This window comes from Helicobacter labetoulli (assembly GCF_003670275.1).
Classification (GTDB): Bacteria; Campylobacterota; Campylobacteria; order Campylobacterales; family Helicobacteraceae; genus Helicobacter_C; species Helicobacter_C labetoulli.
In genome coordinates, this window is record NZ_QXJF01000009.1 from 98,847 (window position 1) to 111,989 (window position 13,143).

17 protein-coding genes are annotated in these 13,143 nt (G+C 39.0%); all 17 read right to left on the reverse strand.

Annotated elements, in window-relative coordinates:
* Positions 1-128: 128 nt before the first annotated feature.
* Positions 129-1,052, reverse strand: a complete 924-nt coding sequence (locus tag EBF12_RS06080; protein WP_121726854.1) for a class II fructose-bisphosphate aldolase — start codon at positions 1,050-1,052, stop codon at positions 129-131.
* A gap of 24 nt (positions 1,053-1,076) precedes the next feature.
* Complete coding sequence (locus EBF12_RS06085) at positions 1,077-1,907, reverse strand: peptidylprolyl isomerase (protein WP_121726855.1); 831 nt, start codon at positions 1,905-1,907, stop codon at positions 1,077-1,079.
* 72 nt (positions 1,908-1,979) lie between these two features.
* Positions 1,980-2,738, reverse strand: a complete 759-nt coding sequence (locus EBF12_RS06090; RefSeq protein ID WP_244196409.1) for a uroporphyrinogen-III synthase — start codon at positions 2,736-2,738, stop codon at positions 1,980-1,982.
* On the reverse strand, positions 2,683-3,240 hold the full coding sequence (locus EBF12_RS06095) for a hypothetical protein (protein ID WP_244196410.1): 558 nt from the start codon (positions 3,238-3,240) through the stop codon (positions 2,683-2,685). Before EBF12_RS06095 ends, EBF12_RS06090 begins: the two co-directional genes overlap by 56 nt.
* Positions 3,182-3,349 carry a hypothetical protein gene (locus EBF12_RS11270; RefSeq protein ID WP_167444793.1) on the reverse strand — a complete coding sequence of 56 codons (168 nt, stop codon included), beginning with the start codon at positions 3,347-3,349 and terminating at the stop codon, positions 3,182-3,184. The genes EBF12_RS06095 and EBF12_RS11270 overlap by 59 nt, the downstream gene beginning before the upstream one ends.
* 80 nt (positions 3,350-3,429) lie before the next feature.
* Entirely contained in the window at positions 3,430-3,924 is a 495-nt protein-coding gene (locus tag EBF12_RS06100) for an HdeD family acid-resistance protein (protein ID WP_244196411.1), read from the reverse strand.
* 9 nt (positions 3,925-3,933) lie between these two features.
* The gene (locus EBF12_RS06105) at positions 3,934-5,109 is read right to left on the reverse strand and encodes an FtsW/RodA/SpoVE family cell cycle protein (protein WP_121726857.1); all 1,176 of its coding nucleotides are present in this window, start codon (positions 5,107-5,109) and stop codon (positions 3,934-3,936) included.
* A 71-nt stretch (positions 5,110-5,180) separates the two neighbouring features.
* A complete protein-coding gene (locus EBF12_RS06110) occupies positions 5,181-6,005 on the reverse strand; it encodes a DNA-methyltransferase (protein WP_121726858.1) in 825 nt (274 codons plus the stop codon).
* A complete protein-coding gene (locus tag EBF12_RS06115; RefSeq protein ID WP_121726859.1) occupies positions 5,999-6,643 on the reverse strand; it encodes a hypothetical protein in 645 nt (214 codons plus the stop codon). Before EBF12_RS06115 ends, EBF12_RS06110 begins: the two co-directional genes overlap by 7 nt.
* Before the next feature lie 92 nt (positions 6,644-6,735).
* On the reverse strand, positions 6,736-7,773 hold the full coding sequence (locus EBF12_RS06120; protein ID WP_244196412.1) for an adenine nucleotide alpha hydrolase family protein: 1,038 nt from the start codon (positions 7,771-7,773) through the stop codon (positions 6,736-6,738).
* 79 nt (positions 7,774-7,852) lie between these two features.
* Positions 7,853-8,521, reverse strand: coding sequence for an LbetaH domain-containing protein (locus EBF12_RS11825; protein WP_244196413.1), 669 nt, complete (start codon positions 8,519-8,521; stop codon positions 7,853-7,855).
* Between the two features lie 25 nt (positions 8,522-8,546).
* On the reverse strand, positions 8,547-9,617 hold the full coding sequence (locus EBF12_RS06130; protein WP_121726860.1) for a class I SAM-dependent methyltransferase: 1,071 nt from the start codon (positions 9,615-9,617) through the stop codon (positions 8,547-8,549).
* Between the two features lie 3 nt (positions 9,618-9,620).
* Positions 9,621-10,391, reverse strand: a complete 771-nt coding sequence (locus EBF12_RS06135; protein ID WP_121726861.1) for an SPASM domain-containing protein — start codon at positions 10,389-10,391, stop codon at positions 9,621-9,623.
* A gap of 26 nt (positions 10,392-10,417) precedes the next feature.
* On the reverse strand, positions 10,418-10,588 hold the full coding sequence (locus EBF12_RS11275) for a hypothetical protein (RefSeq protein ID WP_165815620.1): 171 nt from the start codon (positions 10,586-10,588) through the stop codon (positions 10,418-10,420).
* Between the two features lie 11 nt (positions 10,589-10,599).
* Positions 10,600-11,892: a glutamate-1-semialdehyde 2,1-aminomutase gene (locus EBF12_RS06140; protein ID WP_121726862.1), complete on the reverse strand. Its 1,293-nt coding sequence runs from the start codon at positions 11,890-11,892 to the stop codon at positions 10,600-10,602.
* A gap of 286 nt (positions 11,893-12,178) precedes the next feature.
* Positions 12,179-12,430 (reverse strand): hypothetical protein, encoded by a 252-nt coding sequence (locus EBF12_RS11830; protein ID WP_244196414.1) that lies wholly within the window; start codon positions 12,428-12,430, stop codon positions 12,179-12,181.
* Positions 12,408-13,143: class I SAM-dependent methyltransferase (locus EBF12_RS06145; protein ID WP_244196415.1), on the reverse strand; the 736-nt coding region annotated here is incomplete at its 5' end. The genes EBF12_RS06145 and EBF12_RS11830, both read right to left, overlap by 23 nt.

The window sequence follows — 13,143 nt, forward strand, 5'->3', positions numbered from 1 at the left end:
ATAAATTTAAAGATTAAAAGAATATTTAATAATAAAGTGAAAATGAGAGTTGAAGCAAAGAATATAGAATCTTACAAAGATTCTATATTATAGATAAGGGGTTTGTTTAATAGCTGATTTTTCTTCCCTTATATTTTTCCAGCACTGCCTAGCACACCCATTCTCTCCACCATAAGTTTGGTAACAAATTCCATTGCTGGAGTGAAGAATTTGCGTAAGTCAAATTGTGTGTTATCGCTATTTGCCACACTTCGCACTTCAGCGATAAAGGCAATACGCAAGTCTGTGTCGATATTTACCTTATTAATCCCGCCTTTGACTGCTTCTTGTAAAAATGCAAACGGCACACCTTTGCTGCCCTTCAAATCCCCACCTGTGGCTAGGAAAGCTTCTCTCACATAATCTGGTATCGCACTTGCACCGTGCAAAACAAGCGGAATATTTGTGCGGGCTTTGACTTCTTGGAGACGCTCAAAGTCAAGCTTTGGCTCACCCTTAAACTTAAATGCCCCGTGGCTTGTGCCAATGGCAGGGGCTAGATAATCCACCTGTGTGGCTTTGACAAACTCTTCTGCTTCATCAGGATTAATAAGCACCGCATCTTTTTCATCAACGGAAATATTATCCTCAATCCCCATAAGTCGCCCAAGCTCCGCTTCCACGCTCACCCCCTTGCTATGGGCGTATGCTACCACTTCTTTTGTCATTTCTAAGTTTTCTTTAAAAGGGTGGTGAGAGGCATCAATCATCACGGAAGTAAATCCTGCATCCACTGCTTTTTTGCAAGATTCAAAGCTTGTGCCGTGATCTAGGTGCAATGCCACAGGGATATGCGGGTAGCGAGAGGATAGAATCTTTACTAAACCTACTGCCATATCAATCCCCATATACTTGATAGCCCCTTCACTGGCTTGGACAATGATGGGGGATTTTGCCTCATTTGCTGCCATAAAGATAGCATTTAGCATTTCAAAATTCACAAAGTTAAATGCCCCAACACCATAGCCCTCTTTATGGGCTTTGTTTAGAATCTCAATCCCTGAAACAAGCATATTTTCTCCTTGTATGATTAAAACTTATTTTGTGATTTGAATCTTTGCTTTTTCACGCAAAGCCTGAATCTTTTGTATCATACCGCCCTGTGCGTTTTGCATTTTGATTTGCTCTTCAATGATTTTTTTGGCTTCATTATAAGGAATGACTTTTGGCTCACTTTTTTTGATGAGATAAATCACGTGATAGCCAAATGGCGTTTGCACAGGCTCTTGCGTATATGTGCCGGGTTTAAGATTTGAAGCAGCATTAGCAAAGTCTGGGTGCATAACATTGCGTTGGAATGTCCCTAAATCCCCACCATTTTTAGCTTGCTTTGAAGCTGGGTCAATGGTTTTGGCATTTGCAAGTTCAATAAATTTAGATTCAGCTTTTTTACCTGCTTTATCAAGCTCTTTAATAATATCTTTTGCTTCAGATTCAGTTTTTACCAAAATATGTCTTGCACGCATTTCTTGGTTAATAAACATACCCTCATTGTTTTTGTAAATTTCTTTAATTTGTGCATCATTCATACTTGGCATTTGAATCTGACTCACTTGCTTTTTTGTCCATAGGTCAATAAGAAGCTGGTCTTTGATGTTGTTAATGGCTTCGGTGTATTCTTTAGAAGTATCAAGCTTTTCGGTCTTGGCAGCCTTAAGAATGAGCTGACGATTAACAAGCTCTTGGATAACCCCCTCTTTTTCTTGATCAGAAAGTTTAGCATAATTGAAGTTAGGGATACTTTGCTTCAAAATTTCTAAATCCTTATCCGTAACTACTGGTTTGCCATCAATGGTAGCGTAAGTCTTAGCTTGTAAAGATGCGATAGCTAGGCTTAAAAAAAGCGCACTAAGAAGTTGTTTTTTCATAAGTAATTCTCCAAAATTTAAGATTTAATGGGATTGTAGCAATCAAAGTTAAATAGACTTTAAGCCTAGATTCTACTTTGCTGTATTTTGAGTATTAAGCTCTAAGGCTATGGATTTGGCAAGCTCAATGGCGTGTGGAATGCTGGGCTTTGGGCTAATGTGGGCATTAGTTGTAGAATCAAAATATGAAAGGGTGCTTTTGCCAATGGCAATAGCGATATACTCATCTTCCCAGCCAAAGCTTGATACAAAGCTTTTGTATGCACTTGGTGCGGTGAAAATCAGCACACTCTGTGGCTTTGGCTTAAGATTCTGCTCTAGGATAAGAGGCGTATTAACATAGGCTATGGCTTCTTGAAGTGGGATTTTGGCATTTTTGAGCGTGGTATTGAGATGTGAGATTATCTCTTTGGCACGAAAATAGAGTGGAGAGTGATTTTTAAGCAAAGGGATAATCTCTTTGGCAAATTCTTTTCCGTGAGCTTTTTGACCGACAAACTCTACTCTCGCATTATGTTTATAGAGAAGCTCCGCACTTTTTGGGCTTATCACAAAGCTTGGAATCTCTCTCCATTTGGTAAGATGTGGATTGTAGTGCGGCGATAGGGGCGAGGCAGATTCTAATAGGGATTGTATAGCATAGCGTGAAGTGAAAATAAAGCTATCAATGCCCTCTAAAGTATGTGTGATAGGGCAAAAAGTGATTGTGTTTGTAATAAGGCATTTGACATTTTTTATTGTGCGTGTGCCTATGAGTATGATTTCATAGGCATTATTATTCATAATTGTATTTGAAAGCTTCATAGGTTGCAAGTAATTTTGTTCTATCAATTTTGCTCTTTGGTTTAAATTCTGCCAAAGAGTCGCAAGTGTCAGTAAAGTCTAAAAATTCTATAATCTTATGATATTGTGGGCGATTGTTAAAATCGTGGATTAGAATCTTGGTGTTTGGATTGCAATAAAGAAGAGTCGCTAAAGCACAAGCAACCCTAAAACGCCCATCTATAAAAACAATATTGAAGTCATTTTTGCTTTGAAATATTTGCGAGGAATAGTTTGGGAAAGATTCCTTCCTGTCTATATCTAATGGCGTTCCCCACGCTCCAACTCGCCCAATATCTATGTGGTGAAAGTTTAAGCGTTTTTCTTCAAGGGCGTGAGTAATAAGATGCCACTTACGAAGATATGTGATCCATTCTAGGCTAGATTCAATACTTGTAATTTTCATTTGTGAGTGTAGAAGTGCCAAAAAAGTTGAGCCACCAGAGCCAAATTCAAGATAATCCCCCCCCCCCACAGCATTCAAAGAGATTTTGCATATATGCTTTTTCAATTTGGGACATTACAAGTGGATATTTACTCGGCACGAGATTTGGTTGCTCAAGTGAATACTCCCTTTCCTGTATTATTCTTTTGATTTTTGACTTAACAGAAGATAACATCATTAATCCTTTATTGTGAGAGTTTGTTTCGGCATTCTAGCAGTAAAATAGCTTTTTTAAAAGTGTCTATGGCATTTTTCTTAAAGTGTTCCAAAAAATAAGCCAATACTGCCACTGATGATAAGCGTAATACCAAGGATAAGGCTAATGAGTGTGGCAAGCACTTCGGGAAACACAACAAAAAGTATGCCAAGCAGCACATATAGCCCACCCATAATCATCACGCCACTAGCGAGATTTGAGATTTTTGAGATTCTCCACGCGTGGATAAGCCACAAGATTCCTTTCAAAATAAGCCACAAGGCGATAAGAAGTGGGATAAAACTTTGTGCTATTTCTTCTCCACCAAAAAGCAACACTAAGCCAAATACACAAGATAATAGCCCGTCTATAAGTATCATCATAAAACGCGTTTGAAAAAAATACACAAGGCTTCCTAATCCGCTAAATAACATAATAAAGCCTACAAGATAGGCAAGGACAATCATCGTATCATTTGGATTTGCGATACACACGATACCTAGGACAATGAGCGAAAGGCTAAAAGCTAACCAAAGTATGCTTTTAAGATTCATATTTACTCCTTATGATGAGATTTGAGTTTGAGGTTGGGATTTTGAGATGGATAGCACCAAGCCAATGGCAATGCAATTGGCAATTAAAGAGCTGCCACCATAGCTTAAAAATGGCACGGCTATGCCTTTTACAGGCGTGATTCCGGAGATTCCAAACGCATTAATAATGAGCGAAAAGCCAATGAGTAGCCCAACGCCAATGCAAAAAAGATAGTGCATTTTGTTTTGAGTACGATTAGCAATGCGAAAGAGCAAAAGCAAAATATAGGCAAAAAGCACTATAACCCCAAAAAGCCCAAGGAAGCCAAGCTCTTCTGTGATGCCTGCTAGAATAATATCCGTATGCACATCGCTTAAAAATCCAAGCTTGATAGAGCCTTCCCCCAAGCCAGAGCCAAAAAACCCGCCATTTGACATAGCATTTGTTGCGTGGTAGATTTGATATGGTTCAGGTAATCCGCTCACGCGCAGATTTTCCGCCCAGCCTTGAGGGAGCAATGCCAAAACAGAATCTTGTGCGCTTGCCCACCACGACTTGACACGCAAGATTCTATGTGGGCTTGTGATGATGGCTAGAAAAGCCGTGCTTATCGTGCCTAGAAAGATAATACCTAGCAGCCTTAAGCTTCCTCCAGCAAAAAGGAGCATCACCCCTAGTGTGAGTGCTAGGAGAATAACCTGCCCTAAATCATTTTGTAGCACCGCAATAAGCACCACAGCTGCGATAAATAGAAGTAAATAGGGGATAAAGATTCTAATCTCATCTTTAATGGAAAGTCGCACATTGCTGACAAATTTACGAGAAAAGCTCCACGCCAAAAAATACACAAACCCAATCTTAAAAAGCTCCGAAGGTGCAAGCGAGATGAAAGAAAGTCTAATCCATCGCTTTGCCCCACCAGCAGAGCTTACAAAGCTTTGAGGGAGGAAGTGCATACCCACCATAAGAATAATGGAGATAAGAAAAATGCCAACGCCTATGCGTTTAAAATGAGCCTCAACATCAAGCTTTGAAAGCAGCCACATAAGCAAAATGCCAAAAATAACGGCTATAAGTTGTCTTATAAAAAAATGAAAATGCGTATAGCCATTATGACTTGTGATATATGCTGCAAGTGAATATGACATCACCACACTGATACAAGATAAAAGCGTAACCGCATAAAAAAGCCTAGAATCTGCCATAAATCTCACTTTATAGTAATTTTTAAAGCGTTAGAATACCAAAGAATAGCCAAAAAATAGCAAACTTTTAATCACAAAAGCACCCCCTGCCCCCTTAAAGCAAACCTATTCTTGCTCTTACCTTTTGCTTTTTTCTCGCTAAAAGTTTCTTTGACTTCGTGTAGATTTAGCTCCAATTGCGCTTCTTTCAAAAAATGCTGATAATTTGTGATTCTACTCTCCGCAAGAGTGAGATAAGTTTTAGCATTATCAATGCCTATAAAATCGCAGTTGAGTATCTTTGCGGCAATGCCTGTTGTCCCACTGCCACAATATGGATCAATCACAACGCCACCATTTTCATTTAAAATTGAAAAAATGCACCGCAAGGGCAATGCGAGTGGAAATGGGGCGGGGTGGGCGTTATTACTCTCTGGTCGGATTCTCCAAATGGAGCTTAAAAGTGCGTGGCGACTTTGTAGTTCTTCTCCAATGAGATTTTTACCCTTTGGCTTAATAAGCCAATAAATCCTTTCTTCTACCTGCCAGAATCTCCAGCCGCGAATATTCCCTGCAATGCCCCTATCCCAAATAATTTCCTGCCTTAGATTCCACTTTGTTTGAGAAATCCATTGCAATGGATGGAGTAATTTGCCCTTTTCCCATCGGATTTTGTGGTTATAAAAAAAGCTTCCCCCATCTTTTGTGATTCTATAGAGTTCATTTAGCACGGCGATTTGATTTTCTTGGTATGCTTTTTCATCAAGCTTATCACAAGTATTATCGTATAAAACATTCTTAACAAGCCAGCCTCTTTTATTCTCTTGCTTATTGTAAGGCGGCGAGGTTACGCCCATATCTATGCTATCATTTTCTAGCTTTTGAAGCTCGCTTAAAGTATCTCCGCAAATTAACATTGATTTGCCTTTAAAAAAGCGAATAAGTTTTTTTCTAAAAATTTCTCATACTCTTCTAATTGCGGACAAACATAAATGGTATGAATATCTGCATCTTTGTAATGAGCAAAGCTAAACGATGCACTTCGTAGATAAAGTCCTTTTACATCTCCATTTGGAAATTTTTTATTAAGTTGTAGTTCTAAATGTTTTAAAAAATGAGTGTCATTAAAAGAAAATTCAAAGAGATAAAGCAGTTTCCCATCTACAAATCCACTGATAAGCATATTTAAATGTTCTTGCTTGTCTTTGTAGAATCTTGCCCAAGTGTAATCAGTAAAGTTTCCACCACCATTTAGTTTTTTGTTTTCATTAGAGCGAATATTTTTAGGTTTTGCTTCGCAGTTTATAGGTTTGCCGAAGCTGTTTTGACGAAAACCATTAAAGCCTAATTTTTCAGGATTATGTGTATAGCCTGCTAAGGTAACACTTAAAGCCTCTCTAATGGTAGAGCTGTTCTTATCGTTAATATAAGTTGTTAAAAGCTCACTTAAAAGGGCAATGAGCGTGTCTTTTGATTGTCCCAACAAGTGTGTGCTAAAGTCAATATGGGAATTAAGCGAGTAAATTTTAATGAGTTCCTGCAGATTTTGTGTCATTGTGTCCCTTTGTATCTATTGTATCAAAAGGACACTATTTTAGTATATTTTCATAAATACTGAAAATTGTTATTTTGGTTGATGTTTATATGCTACACCACTTTTTTAATGCGTCTCCATACACCATTTGCATCTTTTTTGACAATCTTTGTATTCGCGTGAGAATCTACTATCTTGTCAAAGTAAGATTCAGCTATGCCCATTGTTTGGCAAATGTCATATTTGGCAAGTGGGTCAAGAATATGGTCTGCTTCATTAATATAAAGCAAAGCCTGCTCTCGCTCAATTGCACCTTCTCTACAAAGTCTTGTCGCCATATCTGTTGTGCGTTGTGCGCCAAATTTGACAAACTTGCACCAATATTGCACCATATAGCCAATGCTATCAATTTGTGCAAAATGCTCAACAGAGCCTTGCCTATACCATTCGTGAAAGTCCTGTAAATCTTTAAATCCAACGCTTCTAGCTTCGTGCATTGAATCTAAATAGCCATAGGGATAAATTGCTCCCATAAATATAAACTTCAGCTCATCTGTGCTTTGCTTATGGAAAATATTTAGCTCCTTTGTGCTGCCGTATTCATAGGCTGCATCTTCGCCATAGAACACATCTCTTACTTTAAATGCTTTGGCAATCTTTACCACTTCACTCTCAAAGCTCCCCAAACGCAATTCAGCCAACATATAGGGATTTAAGTATTTTTCAAAGCATTCTTTCATTTCTTGTTTGCAGGTTTTGGGTTTGTAGCGGTAGATAATGTGGTCTGCATCAAAAAACTCCGCGATATTATTGAGATTATGCACTCCTGCTTGTGTGCGAGTGGATTCATCATAAGTGGTGATAAGCAAGGGATTTTTAACATTATGATTTTGCACAAGACGCTTGACAATCATATGAGAATCTTTCCCACCACTCACGCCAATCACGCAATCATAGTTCTCTTCCCCCCCCCCAGCTAATTGTTTGCTTTGCTCCAAATGCTGAGTGAGCCACTTTTGCCTTGCTTGAAAGTCAATGTCTTTTTTTGCTTTTGCATTGATGCACGCACCGCAGATACCATTTTCTACATAAAGATTTGGGCGATACTCCATAGGGAATCCGCAAATTGCACAGCCTGTAATTGTCTCCATTTTTACTCCTTTAAAGTTTTTTTGAGATTTTGAAAATTTGAGTTAAAAAAATTCTAGTTTTAGCTTTAATGACACCTCCTTATGGATTGGAATCTAGTCCAAAAATATCTTTTATAACATTGTGTGAATTGGGTAAGATTCTGTGATTTGGGTAAGAGCCTACAACAACGCTATTGCTAGGCACATCAGTATCTATAATAAAGGCATTTGCCCCAAAGATGACATTATCCCCTATCTTACATTGACCAATAACTCTACTTCCACCATACATAAGTATGCCTTGCCCAAAAGACGGATAATGTGTAATGCCATTTTTCTTACTTGAGCCAACGCCGCAATTATGATATGCACAAAAATAATCACTATACTCTGCCCTGCCTAGCACACTCCCTACAGGGTGAGTAAGCATAAAAATCTTAGGTAACTTCACTTCATAAAACATATCAACGCTATGCAATGCCTTATTTAAGCAATATATTTGCGTAGCACAATCAATTTTATTATGACTATAAAGAGTGTGCGCAAGATAGTATAAAAACACAGCATATTTGTCGCTATGGTAGAAGTCATTTTGATTGAGGTGTTGTGCGTAGTATTTGCCAGATATGTGCGTTAAGCAAGAGGCAAAATACTCCATTGCGATAAGCAAGTCAGCAGATTCTATAAGGTTTTGGTTATATTCAAGCGGAAAGAGTGAATCTGTTTGCCTATGGATAAGTGCGGATACAAAAGGGAGTAGGGTGGTCATAGCACTCCCCCTTGTGTAAGGGGTGTTATTTTATAATGATTAAAATCCCCCAGTTGAGCAGCATTCCTGCGGAAATGGTTAAGCGATGCTTTGTTGGGTTGGATTGTGTGAGATAAGGATTGTGTTGAGATTGTGTGAGATTGTGTTTTGCCCCCCCCCCCATATAATTCTCGCTGTTGTCGCTTCGCTCCCGCTCACTCTTAACACTTTGAGCAAAGCCCAAAGTGTCGCCTAAAGCTCCACGGGTGGCACTCGCTTGATTTTTATTCCCGTTGTGTTTCACGCTGCAATTAGCTTTTGTGGAAGCAGATTCTCTTTTAGCTCCTAAATGCCAAAAAGCATTGCAATTAGATTCAGCACTATCAATAGCTAGAGTAAAGCTCCCTATGCCCCTTTGTGAAAAGTCGCGTTTAAAATCTATTTGTGGATAAAATGGCACAATCCTAACGCATTGCACCCCCTCTCCACACATATCCACAATGCTTTGTTTGCAATAAGTATTGTAATAGCCATTAGTGAGCGGCTCTTTAGGGTTGCTTTGGTTATAGCTTGAAGGGCGGGTTCTATCACAGATTGTTGTGTATAAATCCACATCAAATTCTGTGTTAAACAAACTTGAAGCATACAATCGCCCCTTAGGCTTTAAGATTCTTAATATCTCTTGCATAACACGACTAATGTTTTCTTTATCCACCCAACCCAAAGTTTGCCAGCAAAACACCAAATCAAAGCTAGAATCTTGCAAAGGTAAATCCCTTAAATCCCCTTGTATAAATTCCATTCTATCTTTAGATTCAGCATTTATCTCTTTTGCTAATTCTAATCCATCTTCATTATAATCCAAAAGCACAAAACTCGCATTAGGAAAAAAGCTAGATAGATGATAGCTTAAAGTCCCACCACCACAAGCTAAATCTGCAATTCTATAAGGAGCACTCTCATCTAATTCCCCTTTGTTTATAGCATCTAAAAGCAAAGATTCTAAAGCTTTTTGCTGTTCTGTTTTATTGATAGATTTAGCGTAATAATCTTTTGCTAGATTCTTATCTGCTTTCATCGTGCGTAGATAATTGTCTTGCGTTATGTTCTTTTGCATTTGTTACTCCTTTTGATTTTTATTAACGCGTTTAGCGACATTGTTTGTTTTCCCTACTTCCACGGGAGCATTGCTATACACAAGAGAATCACTCCTATCTGTGATTTGGTCGCACACTTTACAAATAAGATTTGATGAAAACACTTTATTTTCTTTAAAGATTCTCTGCACATTTTTGATAGGCTCTCCATTTTGTATCTGCTTTAAGCTTTGTGTGTGTAAATTCCCCATAATAAACTTTCTATGTGGGTCAAAGCAGCACAGGCTCACCTCCCCATTTTCTCTAATAATCATATCTCTGCCATAGATTCTATTGCACTTTGGGTGGTCTTTTGCCTCGCTAAAAGCTTTGATTTCTATGCTATCTTTTAAGCCCTGCAGCTCAAGCGTATCGTAGAATCCACCAAAATTATGCGGCTTCCATATTTGAATCTCATCTACCCTTTTTTCCCAATACTCTTTCCACTGCTCTATGTGATGTTTATTTTGCTTTAAAATCACATAATTGAAGCTAAGATAGGGACGCTTATCATAATCTAAGATTCTGTGGATATTCTCCCATACGCGTTCAAACTTCACACTTCCCTTATGCACGCTCTCATAAGTTTGCTTATCCATACCATACATACTTACACGCAAAACATCAAGATATTCTAGCAAGGGCAATTTCTCTTCTGTGATAGCATTACAAGTTGATGAGCTTTGCAATTTGCAATCAGGGATTTCATCTTTGATATATTGCATATATTGCAAAAGAGTCTCTTTCTTACACATAAAAATATCACCATAGCCGCCAAAGCCTATGGTCTGCCCCCCCCTGTTTGTCTAAAATGCTCTTTTAAGCGACTAACACAAAGTTTGTAGGTCTCCCAATCCATAGTTTTAAAGCGGAATGGATACTCATCTCGCGGACACATAATGCAGTTTGCATCACAAATTGTAGTAACCTCTAAGCAAAAATTTTCTTCCATTGTTTTCTCCTTTAATTATATTTTCTAAACACAGGCTTCACTACATCGCCTACAAGGTAGTTTGCCACGCCATTTTGCAATGCCTTTTTATACACTTCAAGGCTCTTTGCCACTGCCTCTAATGTGTAATCAAGCTCCTTTTGCTTATGAGCATAACTCATCGCAATGCAAGGAAAAAGAACATTGTGTTTTAACATTTCTTGTAAGAAAAGTGTGCGGAATGCTAGGCTAGATTCTCCTTTTTCATCAAAGGTAAGGATATAGGGCTGACATTCCACGCCTGTGGCGACAAAATGCTTCTCAATACCCAAATCCTTAGCAATTTGATTAATACCGCCAACAAGCCTTCGCCCATAGTCCCATAAATAATCAACGATATTTTCCTCTTTTAAGATTCTGTATGTTTCTACAAATGCACCAAGTGGCGACATCTCCGCGCCGTGTGTCGTAGAGAGGAGAAATACCCTTTCACTCCCAGCAAACTCAATACTCCCTAGCTGCATAATCTCTCTTTTTCCAGCCACTGCAGCCACTGAAAAGCCATTTGCCATAGCCTTGCCAAAGGTGCATAAATCCGGCGTTACTCCATAGTAGTGCTGCGCACCTTTAATATGCCACCTAAAGCCTGTAATCATCTCATCTAGAATCATCACTGCACCATTTTTGCTGCAAAGCTCACGCACATTTTGCAAAAAATTATCCCGTGGATGCTCTAAATTTGAAGGCTCTAAAATCACACAGGCAATCTTGTCTTTATGCTTATCAAAAAGGGCTTCTAAGGAAGTTATGTCATTGTAGTGGAATATAAGCGTATCATCTTGACTGCTTTGTGGGATACCGCGTTTAACTTCAGTGCTGCCAATAAACCAATCATCATAGCTAAAAAATGGATGTTCCAAACATCGTGCGATAAGTGTTCTGCCCGTGTAAGCACGAGAGAGCTTAACAGCCGCACTTGTGGCGGTGCTGCCGTTTTTGGTAAATTTCACCATATCTACTGAATCTATGGCGGCAATAAGCGTTTGGGCGGCTTGTAGCTCTATGAGTGAAGGGCGTGTGAGATTATTACCATTTTCAATCTGCCTTATAGCAGCGGCATTTATCCGCTCATCAGCATATCCCACACACACTGCACGCAAAGCCATACCATAGTCTAAAAACTCCTTTTCATTTTCATCATAGACATACGCCCCTTTGCCGCGTTTTAGAATCTGCGGTGCATTGCTTGGGTATTGGTCGTATCCGCGTGAATAGGTATGCGCTCCACCCGGAATGGCTTTGAGTAGTTGTTCTTGGTAAGTCATTTTATCTCCTTTTTAGCCTTCAGCTTTGAGCGATAAAGGTGTGATTGCTTCATCTTGCTTCGCTGCGATGTATGTTTAATACATCTCATTCGCAAGATTTGCAAAACGCACCTTTCTCATCTCAAATCTTGGAAGGCTGGTTTGTTTGTTTTTTTTCGGCTTTTCTTTGCGGTTAAAATCGCTGATTCTACGCTCACAAGCGGCGTCATTACCGCTTAGGTAACTCCTTGCTTGTTCGCTTGAAAACGGATTTTTTGTTTTTATTTCACCTCCCTTTAACCCTAAGCTACTTTGTCGCTTCTAAAATCCCCCAATTCATTAGCATACCTGCGGATATTTGCAGTCTTGTGGGGTTACACCTAGCGTTGTCTTTGCGGTTAAAATCGCTGATTCTACGCTCACAAGCGGCGTCATTACCGCTTAGGTAACTCTTTGCTTGTTCGCTTGAAAGCAGCGATTTTTCCTCGCAAATACTTCCGCTTGGGGTTATCTTGCTTGAATCATTCTCCTCCGCTTCAGTCCCCTGCGGGGGGGGCACTCATATTTTCATCGCTCTTTGTCTCTCCTACAAACGCACCGCCAAAGTTTTCATCTACTTGGATAAGATGAGAATCTTGTAACACTTTCACACTATATGTGGCAATGCCTCTGTGTGTCGTGCGTGGGAAGTCAATCTCTGGCATAAAGGGGTGGATAGTAAAAGCATTGTAGTTTTGTAATATGCCTTGCATTGTAGGGAGGCTAAAGGTCGTGTATCGCCCCCAAATTCCAGCCTTGCCAGATTCTCTTGTCAAGTCTTTAAAATCACAGACTATATCCACATCAAATTCTGTATTAAAAAGACTAGAAGCATAGAGTTTGCCCTTTGGCTTTAAGATACGATGCACTTCGTTGATAATGGGCTGCAGGGCTTTTTCATTGAATATTAAAAACACTCCCCAACAAAACACCAAATCAAAGCTAGAATCTTGCAAAGGTAAATCCCTTAAATCCCCTTGTATAAATTCCATTCTATCTTTAGATTCAGCATTTATCTCTTTTGCTAATTCTAATCCATCTTCATTATAATCCAAAAGCACAAAACTCGCATTAGGAAAAAAGCTAGATAGATGATAGCTTAAAGTCCCACCACCACAAGCTAAATCTGCAATTCTATAAGGAGCACTCTCATCTAATTCCCCTTTGTTTATAGCATCTAAAAGCAAAGATTCTAAAGCTTTTTGCTGTTCTGTTTTATTGATAGATTTAGCA